Origin of the sequence: Cognatishimia maritima, from assembly GCF_900129685.1 — a bacterium.
Classification (GTDB): domain Bacteria; phylum Pseudomonadota; class Alphaproteobacteria; order Rhodobacterales; family Rhodobacteraceae; genus Cognatishimia; species Cognatishimia maritima.
In genome coordinates this window covers 414006-431031 of the sequence record NZ_FQWM01000002.1, presented here as the reverse complement: position 1 = coordinate 431031, position 17026 = coordinate 414006, and the positions used below count along the sequence as shown (strand labels likewise).

Genomic DNA, 17026 nt, shown 5'->3' with positions numbered 1-17026 from the left:
ACCATCAATTCAACTCACTTGCTAAATTTGCGACTAGGCTTTTGTCATTCCGCCTTAGATCATAACTTGAAACTTTGTGATTGTCTTATTTTTCTGGTGGTTAGCACCATAGAACGCGTGCCATCAAGCGATATTGGGTGACAATTCGGGGACTTGGATTGTTTCCTGATCGCTCTGCAATGCCGCAAGTCTTTCTTGCGCACCAATGCATATTATCAAGTCAAAATTATCTGACTTCGCATCCTCGACCGGCTGTCGCGCCAGCTGCTCAGTCTGAAGAAAATCGCCCTCTGAAAGAGGGTCATTTGTCATCAAGCTTATCACTTTGGTAGCGCCGCAGATCAGACAAAGAATTTCCAGGGCTTGGTCTAGCGGTCCCAGGATAGCAATGCTTTTGCCTGCCACCTTTACTGCAAAACCTGACGCGAGCGCCGCGCGCAATACTTCGAACCGGTTTGAAAAGGCTTGGCGGGGATCAATTGCTTCGCTTTCCCAAAGTTCGGGACTGATTGTATCCCAAAGACGACGCAACCGCAGATCTACTGACTCACCGATACGGTCGGTAGTAGGGATCCGCAAAGCGGTGTCGTGATGAATTTGTCGGAATACCGAGAAAACCGCCGCCATTTCAGGAGCGGTTTGGTTCAGCCTTAAGAAACGTTCGTATTCATCAAAAAGCGTGGGGCTTTCGGTGTGAACCGGTAGCATATGCAGTTGGGCAAAGCTGGCGCCCCAGTTCCCCAATTGCGCGAGCCAAAAAAGGCGCATCACAGAGGTCGCTTGACCGAACCACGGGTCGCTGAAACTTTGCGGAAGAGGGGTCGTCGAAATTGCATCAGCTGCTGTTTCGAATGAGTCAATGTCCGCCCAAGCTGAACTGGGTTTCAGAACAGCCATGTTGCACCAATTTGGCTGATCTGTGTGAATCAGCTCGCAAATACTGGCTCCCAAAAGCGCATTCACATAGGCACCAATCGCGGGTGCACGGGTGCCATATACATTTTTGATTAAGATCTGGCCTTCCGCTGACAAAGCTTTGGAAATTTGGCGGAGGATCAGATGCAACGCCTCGGCATCGCGCGGGCCATCGTAAAACAGTAGTGACAGGGATTCACTGTCGTCCCAAGCAAAGTCTGACGCGTCTATTTCAAGTGTGGTTACTGGATGCGGAGTATCGGCCACATGGCTTTCAAAGGCCGCTCGAAATGAGCCGTTTGGCTCAGAAATACCGGGATATGCGTTTGCCTCAGACTCAGACCAGAAAAAGTTATCGACCACTGTTACGGGCGCAATCTGTGCCAATTCGAAAGTTACGGCTCCCAACCACGGACCAATCTCGAGGATCGGGCCATTGCTTAGCTCTGCACGAGATTTCACAAGTTCAAAATCCGCGTCCCCAAGCATCCGGGGGATGTCAGGCGCCGCTGGTGATTCCTTGTCAAGAATAGCTGTATCGCTCATAGTAGCCTCAAAGAAAAATGCGGGCGCTCGAGCAAAAATTACAATGTTATCATCCTACACTCAAGTACGCTCCCAGCTACTGGAGCTTTGTGATCAAAGACGCTTTTCAACGGCTCGGCTTTATCTGGCAGGTGCTGGATATGATCCTGCGAAAAACCCAACGCTCTGGGAGTTTTTGGCCCGCGATTGCAAGCAGAACGGAAGCGAAAAGCTCGCGCATCAGATCCGTCAAGAAATCTGGGCAGCCGGCGTGCGTTTGGGGGAACTGGCGATTGTAGAGGTAGATTACCTGACAGCGCGCGATGAACTGGAGGAAGCCGAGTTCATCCTGACCAGCGCTTTCGGATTTGACAGTACAATCCCAGAAGTCAAACGCCGCTTGGGTCAAATTTACCTCCGTAAGTCGGTTCTCGAGATGAAGGGTGAACGTATCCGCTTTGACAAGCAGGCTGTGATTGACCTTGCAGCTGACTTTGCTCTGGAGACTCCCAGCGACGTTAAAATGATCGTCGATCTGCTGCGCAATTCTGAGGAATTCGCGAAGGCGAAGGAAGTGAATGATCGCGGGCAAGAGATGTTTCCTAACGATCTGTTCTTGCGCACGCGAAACGCGCGCATTCTCGAAATGCTCAACGACCTAAAAGGTGCTGCGCAGGTCTGGGAAGACCTTTGCCTTGAAGGCGAAAGGTTTCTTGGAACAGCGTTGTTGCGATTAGAAATACTCTATACTCGGCTTGAGCGCGCGGAGGACGTTGCGCGTATTCGGTCGCAGTTGGTCTTGGCTAAGATCACACCGTTGGAACGTCTGCGATTTGCGTTGCAAGCAGGGCAAATTGGTATGGCCTATGCGTTGGCTGAACACATTGGGTTGGATGGCACGGCTGCCAAAGACCTCTCGCGGTCTGATCAGCAGCAGTTCTGCGATGCATTGCTGGATCATGGTGAAATCGGGTTGGTGGTCTGGTTGCGGCGTCGGCGTCTTACCCTTAGCACACGCGCGCGAAATCTACTCGACAATCTCGGTTTCGCAGTTGGCGGTGCCCGAGATATGCCCGATGACGTCGCAGAGGCGCGCGAGATTCGAAGCCCGAATTTCCTATTGCCCATCGAGCGCACACTGAAAATGAGCGATAAGCCCGCCGGATGGCCAGGCATCGGCAAAGAGCCAGAACGTATCCTGCTTGTGAACTCGACATTAGGGATCGGGGGCGCTGAGCGGCAATTTGTCGAGATGGTGCGTGCTTTGATCGAACAGGGTATTTCAAAAGAGCGCATTGATGTCGCGATATTCTCACTAGCTGCTGATCGCGGCCATGCACATTTCTTACCTGCGCTAGAGGCGTTGGGCGTTGATATTTTTGATCTGTCAGATGAGTCGCGCCCATCCGCTCCGATCCCCGACGATATCAATGTGTTTCTGCAAGCTCTTCCTGCAAGGTTGCGCGCGGATTGCACTGCGCTTTGGAAGCTCGTCAATCAATTGAACCCGCATGTGCTTCATGGCTGGCAAGACCGGTCCGCGGCGGCAAGCGGTGTGATTGGCACAATCCAATCGGTTGAACGGGTCGTGATGAGTTTCCGCAACATGAGCCCTATCACGCGGCGGATCGGCACGCTCGCCGAGAACCAGGCGCTGTTTCAGGCTTTTGCTGAAAAGGAAAACTTTGTATTCACCGCGAACTCAAACCGGGCTGCGAAAGACTATGACGATTGGCTTGGCTCGGAAGAGAGCAAAGTGCTTACCATATACAATGCGCTGGATACGGGTGGACTGCCGGATCTTGTGGTCCCGACAGGCGGCGCTGCGATGCCGATCCCAGCACCGGGGCAAAGACTCCGTATCGGCGGGGTGTTTCGAATGGCAATCAACAAGCGGCCTTTGCTTTGGTTGCGCACGCTGGCGCATCTGAGGGGCATCTACAATGTTGAGTTCACGCCAGTTCTGTTTGGCTCGGGCCCATTGATGTCCGAGGTCGAAGCCGAAGCAGAGCGCCTTGGCCTGCATGATCTCGACATTCGTCAAGAGGTGATCGATCTGAAAGAAATTTATGAGTCTTTCGATGTCCTTTTGTTGATGTCATCGGTCGAAGGTCTGCCTAACGTCTTGCTTGAAGCACAAGCCATGGGCAAACCCGTTGTGACCTGCGACGTTGGCGGTTCTGCTGAAGCCGTGAAATCGGGCGGAAAGGGTGCCGGGCTTGTCATGCCGATGGATGTGGCACCTGACGTCGCTGCAGCGCAGATTAACGATTGGCTGCAATCCTTGACGGACGCACCGCCGATGCTTTTGCGAAGGTTTGTGGAAGAGAAGTTCTCACGTGAGAAACTTGGGCGTGACACTTATCTGTCCTATCTCGGATTACCCTTGGGGGTCGATCATGTTTCCTGAACAGGTAAAACGATTGGGGATTATCGGGCCGTTCGGTGATCCGGTCTCTCAGCTTCTCGAAGACTATCCGGAAGATGCGGACCGCAGCTATCTCTGGGTGACGGACCCGGCATCGGCGGCTGAATTGGTTGACGCCTTTGTTGTCCTGAGCCAAAGTCATGCGCTGACCCATCTGCCAGAAATTATTGCAATGGGGCTGCCCTGCGCCGTGATATTGCGGCGCGCGGAATCCATGGGGCAGATCTCGCAGGCCGAAGAAAGCATCAGCTTGCTTGCGGACAGTCTTGACCTGTCAGAGAGCGAAACAGTTGACTTGTTTGCAATCACGCCGGAAGCGGCCAGCGCCATTCAGACGCTGACCGAGCGACCGATAAAAACTTTGCCTCCATTGCATCAGATCACAGGCGAAAAGCCGACGGTCGCCATTCGGCGCGATGACCCGGTTATCAGCTTTTCTGTGACCAATAAGAACGGCGAGCGTGAAACACGCCATGCAGAATTGAATGTCTACAATTGGGTGCGCCTGAGACGGCTTGCAACTTTGATCGCGGCCGACCCGCGCGATCTGGATATGGAAGACATAGTCACGTTCTCTCGTGGTGTTGCTGGTGTCGCGGCTCCTGCGGTGCGCGGGGGCCCACCGACTATGGTCGTTGTGGTGCCAAATGGCATTGGGTTGGGGCACGTGACACGGATGATGTCCATCGGCATGGAGCTTAGGAAGGCGCGCGGCTATCGGGTGATTTTCTGGTGCTTCTCGCGCGCGGCCGCCATCGTACAGGCCGCTGGCTTTGAGGTGGTGCTGCGTCAGACATTCGGTCACATCGATGCACACCCGCCGGATTGGCGTTGGTGGGAACGCGTAGAGTTCGCTAAACTCTTGCGCGACGTGCGACCTGATATTGTTTCGTATGATGGCGGGTCCTTTGACCGTTTCCTTATCAATGCCATGCGTACTCCGGGGTGCGGTAAGAATGCTGTCTTGTGGGTGCGCCGCGGGATGATGAGCGCTGGGACACCCGAAAGCGTGCTGAACCCGGAACAGTTCTCTGACTTGGTTCTGGAACCCGGCGACCTTGCTGTCGAGGTCGACAAAGGCCCGACACGCGTCGGGCGTGCCGAATACCAAGGATTTTGTGAATCTTTGGTCGTGCCCTCGGTCACACTCCGCCCCTACCTCAATAGCTATAGCCGTGCCGAAGCGCGAAAGCGGTTAGGTTTGAAACGTTGGGGGCGCTATTGCCTCATGTCCTTGGGCGGGGCCTTTGGCAATTGGGACGAGCTACTTTGGACCGTCACAGAAAATGCTCGCAAGAATGGGGTCACCTTGGTTTGGGCCCAGTCGCCGCTGTCACCACCACCGGACTCTTCAAAGGCAGATACTGTCATCCGCCAGATCTACCCGTTGGGTCCATATCTAAGCGCCTTTGACGGCGTTATATCAGCGACCGGGTATAACAGTTTTCACGAACTTCTTATCAACTACGATAAACCCGTCCTCTTGGCGCCCACCAATCTTGATCGTATCGACGACCAGATTGCCCGTGCCAGTTATGCAGGGGATCAAGGGTGGTGTGATGTGCTCCATCCAACCCGCCCGGAGGATTTCCCGGACATTATCGCCCGGTTCATGCGGATGCTGAAAAAACGGGAAACGGTCGATACGCGCCCTAAGGAGTTCCTGCCGCAGACTGAGATGGTGCAGGAACTAGATGCACTCGTGAAAAGATATCGGAACTAACACGCCATGGTTACCAAATCTGACAGTCTGAACATCAGTCCCGGTTATGTGCGTCGCCTTTTGAGGCAAAGTCGAAATCAAGGGCGTGCACTGGCACGTCACGAGTATCGACGCCTCCTTGAAGAACTGGCAAACCCCGAATTGTTTGATCTGAAAATTGATTTTCAGGACACTGTGCCAGCGCCGCAAGTTCTGACCACTTCAATCACGGATGATCCAGTTGCGAAACTGCTTCCGCCCCTGAATGTCCCACTTGGCACCATTGTTTGGGCAGAGAACCCGGCGCAGCTGCCCGTGGTTGGCATTCTGGTTCCTGACGCTAGTAAGGATGAGGTTCGCACCGGTCTGCGCGCATTGTTAACTGCGCATGCAAGCGATCCGTTTGCGCGTTTCGTTTTCTTGTGCACGCGTTTTGACGCCATACCGTTTTTGGGCCGATACCAGTTCACTTATGAATATGTAGGAACCGAAAGATTGGTGACAGCCTATGAGCGCGCGGCCATCAGATACGGCCTCAGGGAAGTACGCAGTTTGCTTGGTTCTGAGCGAATCTGGCAGAAGTGAGGCGGGATTGTCGCAAACCTAAGTTGATTCGCGCTAGGTCGTGAATTGTGGCGATTGTTCGACTTTAGGGAGAGTGATAATTCATTAAATTATCACTCAGGCACGCTACAATCCTTCAAAAATGAAATTATTGTCTCTGAATCATGGTAAGATAAGCGACTACCTCTTTGAATTGTAAGCAATTTGCGGCAAAGTAGGCAGCATGCGTTCAACATTGGGGCGAAACTGTGTCACAAGGGCGACCGCCTCAGTCGTTAGGAAATTCGAAATGTTTGTATCAAAGATTAAAAAGTTAGCACTGGCTTCCGCGATGTTGCCGGTTGTTTCCAGCGCCGGGATCGCGGCGACGATTGACTCTGAACTTGCCCAGCAGATTGATTTCCGAGCACAGGCCTTCGCAGGCTGCTTGAATCAGGAAAGCTGCACCGTGGGTTCTGTCACTATACAAGCAGAGCGGCGGGAGGATCAGAACTCGCCGTGGTTGGCCGCAAGCCTTTATTGGGACCCGATCGATGGTCTGGGTGTTCAAGATGGCGCGCAGAACGATGAGATTGATATCGATGAACGTATTCTTGTTAGCTTCGGCGAAGCTGTCACTGTTAAGCGCATCTGGTTAAGCGACCTGTTCGTATCCGAGGACGTGCGTTACGGCACCTACGGTGCTGATCGGCTGTTGCCAGATTTGCCGGCAGATACAGAGGTTGCCGGCGTTTCGCTGTTGGATGGTGATGTGGAGCTGATCTCTCTCGCGATCAACGGCGAAGAGCGTTTGCCTTGGGCGTCATTCAATCAAGAGGTTGACGTACGGTTTCGTGAGAACGGTGACTTGCGCCGCCGCGTCATTGTCACGGGCGACACAATTCGCGTGATGATCCCTGGCGATGACCTACTTCTCAGCGCACCGACGCAGCCGTTGGAGCAAGACGAGGATAAGCAAAACGCCCTATTTGCAGGTCTGGAAACCGTTGAGTTGGACATTACAGATATTCTGCAAGAATTCAGCGACGCTCCTGTCTTTGAGGTTGGTTCCAGAAACTTTGAAATCATTAAAGCGGTGTCTGAGGACCCAGAAAACATCGAGCGTCTGCTCCAAGTCGCGCGCCAGAAACGCGACACTATCCGCATGTCAAACGGCGAAGTCGGCCACGACTTGGACGTTGATCTTAAAGCCACCGGGCTGTCATTCTTCGCGCCGTTCAGCGCAAGTAACGACTTCTCCATCGCTGGCATCATCGTAGAGTAAAGAGAGTCAACATGTTTAAGTTCAAAAAATCTCGCTCGCTCTTAATCTTCAAAACCGTTGTACTCGGTGCGTTTGGTTTGTCGCGCGTTGTGTCTGCAGCACCGCTTGCGATGGACGACCACATCTCTCAGGTCCAAACTTGGCGGTCTGTAAAGGATGGAATGGCACCGATCACGCAGGGCAATGTGCCGCTAAGCGCACACATTGAAGATATGATCGCAGCTGCTAATCTGCGTCAGAACCTGACCGAAACCATCGAACTCAGCTACTCAGCTGCGTCGGCGATTGAAATTGCCGCTCTGGATGCGCACTGGATGGATGTTCTGACTGCTATCGGTGAGCCGGCTGCAATCGCGACCTATATGTCCATCCGCGCAAGCATCGTTGATATGCCAACAGGTGAAAGCGTAGAAAGCATGGTCTGGCTGACGGCCGCAGGTGGCAACGGTTGTGATGGCAACTGTAACAACGGTGGCGGTAACGGTTCTGAAGGTTGTGACGCGTCCGACCAGGACAACTCCAACAACGACGGTGACAAAGGCAACAAGCCATAATCTCCTGTCGTTAATCAAAAGCGGAAACAGGCAGGGCATCGCCCTGCCTTTTCTATTTTGTTGAGGTCGAGTATGCTCTGTTAACTACGAACGATACGCAAATGAATGATCCGATCACATCCTCGCCTGAAACAGAGGACTTCCCTTTGCCCGCAGACTGCGGGGATCGAGAGACATTTCGCCGGAAAGTAATGGGCGAAACGCCGTTGGCTGTGCTGGAGATTTGCAGGGTACCTTCTGCAGTAACCTATGCGTTGGCTGAGGCACTCAAAGCTGGCGGTCAGGGCGGTGTGCTCACGGCCTTTGAAATGGGACCATCGCCAGTTCGAAAGAAATTCAACCGACTTTTGGGACAGAATGAACTGCAAGATCACGTGACGATCATGCCGGTTCGAAAGTCATATCACTGGGCTTTGCAAAGGCTGATAAATGACGAAAGACGCCCGCGTTTTGACATCTGCGTCCTGAACGGAAATCGGCGCTGGGATGCAGTTGCACTTACGGCCTATTTGGCAGATATTTTGCTGCGCCCAGGAGGGTTGATGATAGCGCCGGGTCTGAAATGGTCGATTGAATCATCGCCTTACTTTCAGAGACAGACCGCGCAGCTTGCGGAATACGACAAAGATGAGATCGCAGCACATCCACTTGAACTTGTGCGCGACACTGTTCTGCCGCGCCTGAACTACCGCATCATAGAAGAGCCAAATTGCCCTCAGGTGCTGTTCGCACGTAAGCCGAAATAGGACTTACGGTCCCTCTCGATCCAGCAACTCCGGGTTGCCCGTCATAACGAGCAACCGGAAATCACTTCATCAAAGATCGGCTAGGTAAGCCTGTAGACGCTCTTCGCCGCGGCCAGAAGCCACAAAGCATGTCAGCTGGCGCTTTGGCAGCGTCACCAAAATCGTCCATGTCGCGTTGTCAGGCTTGGAATACACTTCCAAGACGTTGTTTGACACGCTCATAGCATTGGCAATCAGGCTTTCACCAAAGTTGTTGTTCAGTCGATCTACAACGGCTGTACGGTTTGCACATGTCGCGGCCTGTGCAGACGTAGCCATAGACATGGCAACTACAGTCGCTGCAATTGCAGTACCAAATAGTTTCTTCATCGGTCCGTCCTCTCTGCTTTCAACAGTTGACCATGCGACGCGGAATGCCTTCGCACGACTCTGTTATGAGAGGAGAATGGGCCTAACTGGTGATCGGCATCGGGAGTTTTGCAGGTAATATTGGGGCGAATTTAAGGCTGCGGACCTGAAAATTATCCGGGCGACAGCGTCAAAAGCATCTCGAGGATAGCGATCATAATCGGGACAAGAACGATCACAAGGTTCACAGGGAACATGAAAGCAGCCATCGGGAACAGCATCTTAACGGGCAGGGCGTTCGCTTTTTCTTCTGCATTCAAAAGGCGTCTCTGTCGCATTTCGGCACCGAAGACGCGCAGAGTTTGCGCCACCGATGCGCCCAATTCTTGAGATTGCTTGAAGAGAATGGCCAGCGACCGTGCTTCGTCTACATTGATGCGCTTAGAGAAATTCATCAAAGCTTGGTCAACAGGGCGGCCAGCGCGAATTTCCAAGTTGATAATTGAGAGCTGGATGCCGAAGTCTTGCGTCGTTAGCAAATATTCTCGCGTGACGCGATCCAGGGCAGCATCAATGCCTAGGCCGGCCTCAACACACACCAGAAGCAGGTCCAGAAAATCTGGGAAGATCTTACGAAATTCAAACTGGCGCTTCTTAGCACGACGTTCCAGCACTGCAGAACACAGGATGAAAATGACGCCGCCGACAAGGAACGACAGCAGAAGAATATAGAGCGGATCAAGGGCAGGTGCGAGAATATTGGCTGCGAACTGTGCACCCGCGATAAACGCGGCAGATACACCAAATCTAATAAAGTTGAAGACTGTGATCGCGCGTTCGGAAAAGAATCCAGCTTGGACAAGACGCATTCGAAGGGAATCCGCAGGCTCGTTCTGCACGACATCAAGATAATATTTGATTTGTTCGTTGCCGGAACCGAGGATGCGATCAATATTCTGATCGACATTCGCCCGATTTTTCCGAATTCGGCTGATGTTCTGGGACAATTCGCGACGCCGGAGGATGATCGACACGAGAACAAAGACGACGACCAGAACTCCGACAAAAACAACGCCGAGAAGTTGATTTTCAGACATGCGTTATCTCCGGCGCGTTAGTAGTCAAAGTTCACGAGGCGTCGAATGACGATCATACCTAGGAAAATCCCGGTCAGGCAGCCAAAGACCACATAGGGTCCATAGCCAGTCTCCCACAGCGGGTCAAAGTAGGTCGGCACCAGGAATTTGATCATGTAATAGAGCCCGAAAGGGAATAAAAGCATGATCCAAGCGGTGATCCTGCCTTCTGCAGAAATTGCGAGAATCTTGCGTTTCAGCATGATCCGGTCGCGGATCATTGTGGAAAGGTTGGTCAGAATTTCAGCAAGGTTGCCGCCGGTGCCACGCTGAACGCTGACGCTGACCGTCACCATATTGATCTCGGGCGCGCCAACACGTTGGTACATGTTGATCATCGCGATCTCCAGTTCTGCGCCGAAAGTCATTTGGTCGTTCAAGATGCCAAACTCAGAACCAAGAGGGTCAGGCATCTCCCGCGCCACCAAAGCGATCGAGGAATTCAATGGGTGACCTGCGTTCAAGCTGCGGACCATGACGTCGAGCGCATCCGGCAGTTGGTTGGTAAAGGCCTTGATGCGTCGGCTGCGGCGCACATAGAGAATAAGAAAGCCGAGCCCAAAACCAAACAGAACGGCAAAAATGATCTGCGTAATTCCAGCGACACCAACTAATAGGCCACCGACAACAAATCCAGCAAAGATGAAGGCGCCAAGGTAAACGATCATCCGCGGCAGAGAAATCACAAGCCCAGTTTGCCCCATAAAGCTACTGACTGTATTGCTTATGTCCAATTCGCCTTTGCGGTTGGCCAAGCCACGTGATCGCAGTAGATCAAGATGTGCTTCGCCGCTCTTAGATGACTGTTTCAAAGCCTCAAGACGATTGGAAACGTCCTTCTTGCGCCGCGTCGATGATGCGAGAAACCGCAGAAAGGTATCCACGCCCAAGAGGGCTGCAACGAAGACCAGACCATAGAGAAGAAGTAGATTGTCAGTCATTTATTGCACTCGCGACGGATCAAAAATTTCAGACGGCAGGAAGATGCCCATGGTTTCCAGGTCATCCAAGTAAGTCGGCCTGATACCTGTGGCGCGGAACTCGCCGACGATACGACCATCATCTTCGACACCTAAGCGTTTGAACTTGGCGATTTCTTGTAGCTGGATGATATCACCCTCCATACCCGTAATCTCAGAGATCGAAACCACCTTCCGAGAGCCGTCGCGCAGCCGCACAAGCTGAATGAGCAGGCGCACCGCTGATGAGATTTGCCCTCGAATCGCGTTTTGGCTCATAGGCATGCCTGCCATACCGACCATTTGTTCGATCCGGCTGATCGCATCGCGTGGGTTGTTGGCGTGCACCGTGGACATCGACCCCTCATGGCCGGTGTTCATGGCTTGCAGCATGTCAAAGGCTTCACCGCCCCGAACCTCCCCGATGATCACGCGGTCAGGACGCATACGCAGCGCGTTTTTCACGAGGTCACGCTGCATAATCTCATTCCGGCCATCGACCGTCGGTGGACGCGTTTCAAGGCGTACAACATGGGGTTGCTGCAGTTGAAGTTCTGCTGCGTCTTCGATGGTCACAAGACGCTCTTCATGTGGAATGAACGACGACAACGCGTTGAGCATGGTGGTTTTACCAGCACCTGTGCCACCGCTTACAATCATCGAAATTTTCGCTTTGGCAGAAGCAGCCAACAGGTCCGCCATGCCCTGCGACAGGGCGTTGGCTTCGACAAGTCGTTCCAGGCTGTAAGGTCGTTTTGAGAACTTACGAATTGAGACCTGTGGGCCGTCAACCGCCACAGGTCGGATTGCGACGTTCACACGAGAGCCATCGGCCAGACGGGCGTCCACAAGCGGGGAGCTTTCATCAACACGGCGGCCAACCGAGGCCACGATTTTGTTGATCACTCGCATCAGGTGGTCTTCGTCTTTGAAGCGCACTTTGGTTGCCGAAAGCAGACCAGCGCGTTCAATGAAAACGCGTCCAGAGCCGACAATCAGAATGTCAGAAATCGAGTCATCTGCCAGCAGCGGCTCAATCGGGCCAAGGCCGAGCATTTCATCACCAATGCTGGTGATCAGGCTATCCAATTCTGTTGCACTGAGCGGAAAGTTATTGGCTTTCGCGTAGTCACGGACCAGAGGGCGCAATTCGTCCTGAATTTCATCCTCTTCCATCGTGTCGAGGATTGACAGGTTGATTTTGTCGATCAGGTAGCGGTGCAGTTCGACGCGTTCAGAAATGAAATCCGGTTCAGCTGGTGCCTCAACAGGCACTTTGACTTCGGCAGGCGTCTTGTCTGCAGCGCCTTTCCCAGCCCGTGGGCTTGGCTTGGTTGCTTCTTTGGAGTCTGAACTACGAAAAAATCGACCGACCATAACCTGCCTTTACCTTACAATCACTTTGGTGCCGGAGCGCACCTTATTATAGAGCGACATCACGTCTGCATTTGTCATACGAAAACAACCCGAGGTCTCAAAACCGCCGATGGTGGTATTGTCATTGGTGCCATGAATTCGGTAGAGTGTATCGCGGCCATTGTCATAGAGATAGAGAGCGCGCGCGCCGAGCGGATTGTAGGGCCCCGGCGGGACATAGGCGGGCAGCGATGTGTCCCGTTTCCGCATGGCTGCAGGCGGGCGCCACGCAGGCCATTTTGCCTTGTGGCCAACTGTGGTTGTACCTTCCCAGATGAATCCGTCTCGTCCCGCCGCAATCTTATAGCGTTCGGCTTTGCCTTGACCAACAATACGATGCAGCGTGAGGTCCTTGTTGGAAATAATGATGGTTCCGACACGCTCCGAACTTTGGAAGGGCACAATTTCCATCGTGGTCGGTCCGTGGCTGCGCGGGATCTTCTTGACTTCGGCGAGGGCAGCTGTGCCGGCAAAAATGGTGCTTGCACCGGCGAGCAGAAGGGAACGTCGTGTGACATTTGTCATCATGCAGCTTCCTCTCGGTGGCTCAGATCAATGTTATTCAGATATTTGCGCAGGCGCTTGGTAAAGCTGTTGCCGCGCTTGATCTCCGAGGGGACCATGCCACGATCAAGAGCCTCGCTGAGGACGTCATTCTCCTGCGGAAGGAAATAGTAAGGTGTATCGGGGAACAACTCTTTCAGTTTCGAATTGCCGATACGCTGCCCGAACAAACTGCTTCTATGTTTGTTAAACAGTATGTTGATCGGAAAGCTTGGCCCACGTAGCTCTTTGATGCGCTCGGCCATTTCCAATGTGTGCTTCAGCGCAGGCAAATTCAGCTCCGACACAATCGTGCAGGTGTTGATCGCTGAAAGCACATCTTCACGCCAGTCCGTCTCGTAATACGGAATATCAAGTATCGTGTGGTCGTGTTCCATAACCACAGTATCCAACATCCTCAGAACCAATTCATAGCCGTTCAATTCTGTGTTCAAGTCGGGCCGCTTGAAGGAATAGAGGAAGAAACCGTTTTCGTGGGTCTGACGCAGCACGCGCATGAATTCGGCGTCTACGCGTCTTGGCGAACCTGCAATGGAACCGAGGTTGAAGTCGCTCGGCATGTCCAATGCATAGGAGCAGTTTCCCGTCGAAAAATCGAGGTCGAAGAGCGCAATCGACGCGTTCTTTTTCTTGCCGTATTGTGTCTGAATGAGGTCGGCTAGGCTGACGGCCACGGTTGTTGCTCCCGCGCCACCGACGGCGGACAGAACGGCATGCACCTGATGTCTGCCAAACCGTTTTGTTTGAACCGCACCTCGGATAGAGGCGATAAGAACGTCTTTCTCGAGCGGCTTGTTCACCCAATCCGCGACTTTATGCTTGAATAACAGTCGCGTCTCAGCGGCGTTGAGCTGCGGCGAGACCGCAATGACGGGCAGGCTTTCCTGACTTCCACTGACCGACGTCAGTACCTGCGTTTCGTTTTCGCCGAAGGTCAGGAAATCCAGGATCACGAGATCAAAGACACCGTCGCTCAGAGCAGTTTCCACCATCTGAGGAGCGATTGCTTCAATTGCGAAATTTGCCTTTTCCAATGCGGAAGACACATCGCTCGGATGTGTACCTTCGCCGTTGATCAGCAAAATTCGAGTTTTTGTCGTTTCGTTCATGTCTCAATTCCCGAGGAGCGTCAGCATGGAGGGTCCCCATCGATGCAGTCACTCAAATCTTCGCTTGTGATGGCAACCGGATGGGCTGCGATCTGGAGGTTGTTGATGCCGGGGACTAGACTGTCCAGTAGCAAAAAATCAAAGTTAATATCGCGTAGTTCGACCGTGATCGTTGAAACATCACCGAAGGGGCGACCAACATACCCGAGGCCAGAGCGCGAATAAGTGACGCGCACGTTATCTGATGTGAGAAAAGGTGCGACGTCGCACATGCCAATCAAAGAATTTGCTGAAACTGTTCCACAAATACCATCGCCGCCAGTAACGAGGCGTGAAATCGCGTCGGAATCACAGGCGGTCGTTCCCGCGCCACAAGCAACGCGCACAACCGCAGAAGGGACAGCATTGCCTTCGATGTCATCGCTGCCATAATCAGATGTCATCGCTGCTTCATAGGCTGACGTTCCCATCATCGGGGTTGAAACAGCGGCTAAACGTGCGCCAATTTGAGTCGCTTTGGCAGCCATGTTCCATTGCCAGAGCAAGCCGCCAAATTCGATCATACCCGTGAAGATCAGCAATACGATGGGCATGGCCAGCATCGCTTCGGTCAAGCTTGTTCCTCTGGTCGACCGCAGAAGCCGGGACATGGAATTTACCATCCGTAGTACCTCATGGTCGCCCAGTAGCGGATCTGAACATCGTCACTGAATACTGCATTGAAGAACGGGGTCCCCTGGTAACGAACGCTGGCTTCAAGTATGACAACGTCGTCAATATCAGGCACCTCTGGGAGGCTCGCGAGGTCCGGTGAAATCGTCAGTTCCGATGCTTCATCCCATCCGGGTACCCGTGTTTGCGATGCACCGCCGGGATAGCCATAGAATGCTATCTCGCGTGCAGTATTGATGTCGCAACTCAGGAATTCCCGGCATTTGGACCAATAACGCGCCGCATCACGAACGCCGACCTGTAACTGCTGCCGCTGCCACATCAGGCTGCCAAATTCCAAAAGCCCCATCGTGAAGAGAACCAATACTGGAAGTGCAATAAGTCCCTCAACCAAAACGGCACCGTCTTGGTCCTTAGCTAGCGACCTATTCCTTCTAAACAACAAAAACAGGCTCCTCTAATCAGAGATCCCGGACAAGGTACCGATACCGTAACCGCCTGCCTTTTAGGCAAGCGGGTCTTGTTAGCCGCCAACGTTGGTGGAGACGTCGCCAGTGTTGGTCGGCTCCACTTCCATAATGGCCGTGTTTGCTTGGTTTGCGTTGCCCGAGCGCGTCGAGATACGATCCCAATTGTTCATATACTCTGCCGAGCAGCCTGCCAATGTCAGGCAGGCAAGCAAGGTGGCGACAACGGACTTACTTTTTCGTGATGACGCCATCGTCAAACTCCAAATCAATCATGTGACCATAAGGACCGACAACGCCAACGCCATTGCGGTAGTTACGAATTTGATCTTTATCGACTTCCAACAAGCCCATCAGGAACAATTCCACATCATCGCTGGACCGAGTTGTGTCAAACGGCGTGACCAGAGGTTCACCTGGGCGTGCTGGGCGAACCAGACGAGGTGTGACCAAGATCACCAGATCGCTTTCTTTTTTCTGAAAACGAGAGCTACGGAACAATGTACCCAGGACTGGGACGTTGCCTAGCCACGGGACCTGATCGAGGCTGCGGGAGTTGTTTGTCTGCAAAAGACCTGCAATTGCAAAGCTTTGCCCTGAACGCAATGACACCGTGGTTTGTGCGCGACGGGTGGTAAAGCCCGGCTCACCGTTTACGTTGATTGATGCGTCGATGTCGGAAACTTCGGGTGTAATGCGCAAGCGGATAAGTTCGTCGTCCAACACTTCTGGGAGGAAGTTGAGTTTCACACCAAACTCACGATAGCTCGTTTCGATAGATGTCACGCCATCTTTGGTGCTTGAACGCGAGATTGGAACTTCACCGCCAGCAACGAAATTCGCTTCGATGCCGCTGGTTGTGACCAGTTTTGGGTTCGCTAGACGACGGGCGAGGCCTTTGCCTTCGAGCGCATTGATCAAAAAGTCGATTTGAGTACCTGAAACCTGAAGAAGTGTGCCTACTGCAGTTCCAAATGGAATGCTCGTTGGCAAAGCACCCGTTTCAAAAGTTGAATCGCCGGTTGCCGTCAGATTAACACCAAGCTCACGCCCAGAACTGCGTTCGACTTCAATGATGCGCACATCAAGTTCAACTTGACGTTCACCCTTGACCTGCATCGCATTGATAACTGGCTCGGATGTGTATTGCTCTGCGATGCGAACAATACGGCTTGCGTCAACGTCATTGCGTGCGGTGCCCGTCAGGCGAATGCGGTTGTTGACGTTGGTGACCGTGACATTTGCGCTTGGCACGGCGGCCTGAATTGATGTTTCCAGATCACTGAAATCAGCGCGGACGCGCACATCGACGACCTCAAGGATACGGCGATCCTCGGTATAAAGCGTGATGTTCGTGATGCCGAACCGCTTGGACTGGATATATAAAGAGTTATCCGTCAGCGGGAAAACATCCAAAATCTCGGTGTTACCGATGATAATTTCAGAAAACGGTTTGTCTGTGGACACCGTCAGTACCCGCCCGGATTCCATAACGATGTTGCTGACTCGCCCGTCATCAATTGTAATGTTTTGCGTTTGCGCCTCGGCGTCTCGCGCCACGGGTGCAAACGCCATCACGGCGGAAAGCAAGCATACCAGCGGCAGCTGCCACCGAGACGCCGACCCGAATTCAGTTCGTTTCATTGCTCTGCCCTCA

General features: G+C 53.0%; 17 protein-coding genes. 6 read left to right on the top strand and 11 right to left on the bottom strand.

What is annotated here, in order from left to right:
• Positions 1-123 precede the first annotated feature (123 nt).
• Positions 124-1461, bottom strand: coding sequence for a hypothetical protein (locus BUA39_RS07575; RefSeq protein WP_072792413.1), 1338 nt, complete (start codon positions 1459-1461; stop codon positions 124-126).
• Between the two features lie 43 nt (positions 1462-1504).
• Here BUA39_RS07575 and BUA39_RS07570 point away from each other — a divergent pair, with 43 nt between their 5' ends.
• The 6 genes from BUA39_RS07570 to BUA39_RS07545 all read left to right on the top strand — a co-directional run bounded on the left by BUA39_RS07570 (position 1505) and on the right by BUA39_RS07545 (position 8698).
• Entirely contained in the window at positions 1505-3850 is a 2346-nt protein-coding gene (locus BUA39_RS07570; RefSeq protein WP_165610495.1) for a glycosyltransferase, read from the top strand.
• Positions 3840-5591: a hypothetical protein gene (locus tag BUA39_RS07565; RefSeq protein ID WP_072792410.1), complete on the top strand. Its 1752-nt coding sequence runs from the start codon at positions 3840-3842 to the stop codon at positions 5589-5591. Before BUA39_RS07570 ends, BUA39_RS07565 begins: the two co-directional genes overlap by 11 nt.
• Before the next feature lie 6 nt (positions 5592-5597).
• Positions 5598-6155 (top strand): hypothetical protein, encoded by a 558-nt coding sequence (locus BUA39_RS07560; RefSeq protein WP_072792408.1) that lies wholly within the window; start codon positions 5598-5600, stop codon positions 6153-6155.
• Between the two features lie 268 nt (positions 6156-6423).
• Positions 6424-7398 carry a hypothetical protein gene (locus BUA39_RS07555; protein ID WP_072792407.1) on the top strand — a complete coding sequence of 325 codons (975 nt, stop codon included), beginning with the start codon at positions 6424-6426 and terminating at the stop codon, positions 7396-7398.
• Positions 7399-7409: 11 nt separating this feature from the next.
• A complete protein-coding gene (locus BUA39_RS07550) occupies positions 7410-7952 on the top strand; it encodes a hypothetical protein (RefSeq protein WP_072792405.1) in 543 nt (180 codons plus the stop codon).
• A gap of 101 nt (positions 7953-8053) precedes the next feature.
• A complete protein-coding gene (locus BUA39_RS07545) occupies positions 8054-8698 on the top strand; it encodes a hypothetical protein (protein ID WP_131814577.1) in 645 nt (214 codons plus the stop codon).
• A gap of 69 nt (positions 8699-8767) precedes the next feature.
• Here BUA39_RS07545 and BUA39_RS07540 read toward each other — a convergent pair whose 3' ends face one another.
• The 10 genes from BUA39_RS07540 to BUA39_RS07500 all read right to left on the bottom strand — a co-directional run bounded on the left by BUA39_RS07540 (position 8768) and on the right by BUA39_RS07500 (position 17013).
• A complete protein-coding gene (locus tag BUA39_RS07540; RefSeq protein ID WP_072792402.1) occupies positions 8768-9067 on the bottom strand; it encodes a hypothetical protein in 300 nt (99 codons plus the stop codon).
• 152 nt (positions 9068-9219) lie between these two features.
• Positions 9220-10143: a type II secretion system F family protein gene (locus BUA39_RS07535; protein WP_072792400.1), complete on the bottom strand. Its 924-nt coding sequence runs from the start codon at positions 10141-10143 to the stop codon at positions 9220-9222.
• Between the two features lie 17 nt (positions 10144-10160).
• The gene (locus tag BUA39_RS07530) at positions 10161-11123 is read right to left on the bottom strand and encodes a type II secretion system F family protein (protein WP_072792399.1); all 963 of its coding nucleotides are present in this window, start codon (positions 11121-11123) and stop codon (positions 10161-10163) included.
• On the bottom strand, positions 11124-12518 hold the full coding sequence (locus BUA39_RS07525; RefSeq protein ID WP_072792397.1) for a TadA family conjugal transfer-associated ATPase: 1395 nt from the start codon (positions 12516-12518) through the stop codon (positions 11124-11126). It abuts the gene before it with no gap.
• A 9-nt stretch (positions 12519-12527) separates the two neighbouring features.
• Complete coding sequence (locus BUA39_RS07520; protein ID WP_207546200.1) at positions 12528-13082, bottom strand: L,D-transpeptidase; 555 nt, start codon at positions 13080-13082, stop codon at positions 12528-12530.
• Positions 13082-14230 (bottom strand): CpaE/TadZ family protein, encoded by a 1149-nt coding sequence (locus BUA39_RS07515; RefSeq protein WP_072792394.1) that lies wholly within the window; start codon positions 14228-14230, stop codon positions 13082-13084. The genes BUA39_RS07520 and BUA39_RS07515 overlap by 1 nt, the downstream gene beginning before the upstream one ends.
• Positions 14231-14250: 20 nt before the next feature.
• Positions 14251-14844 carry a TadE/TadG family type IV pilus assembly protein gene (locus BUA39_RS07510; protein WP_165610494.1) on the bottom strand — a complete coding sequence of 198 codons (594 nt, stop codon included), beginning with the start codon at positions 14842-14844 and terminating at the stop codon, positions 14251-14253.
• A 41-nt stretch (positions 14845-14885) separates the two neighbouring features.
• Entirely contained in the window at positions 14886-15296 is a 411-nt protein-coding gene (locus tag BUA39_RS07505) for a TadE family protein (protein WP_278246304.1), read from the bottom strand.
• Between the two features lie 129 nt (positions 15297-15425).
• Positions 15426-15623: a hypothetical protein gene (locus tag BUA39_RS16715; protein ID WP_131814576.1), complete on the bottom strand. Its 198-nt coding sequence runs from the start codon at positions 15621-15623 to the stop codon at positions 15426-15428.
• Positions 15601-17013: a type II and III secretion system protein family protein gene (locus BUA39_RS07500; protein ID WP_072792389.1), complete on the bottom strand. Its 1413-nt coding sequence runs from the start codon at positions 17011-17013 to the stop codon at positions 15601-15603. The genes BUA39_RS16715 and BUA39_RS07500 overlap by 23 nt, the downstream gene beginning before the upstream one ends.
• Between the last annotated feature and the right edge of the window lie 13 nt (positions 17014-17026).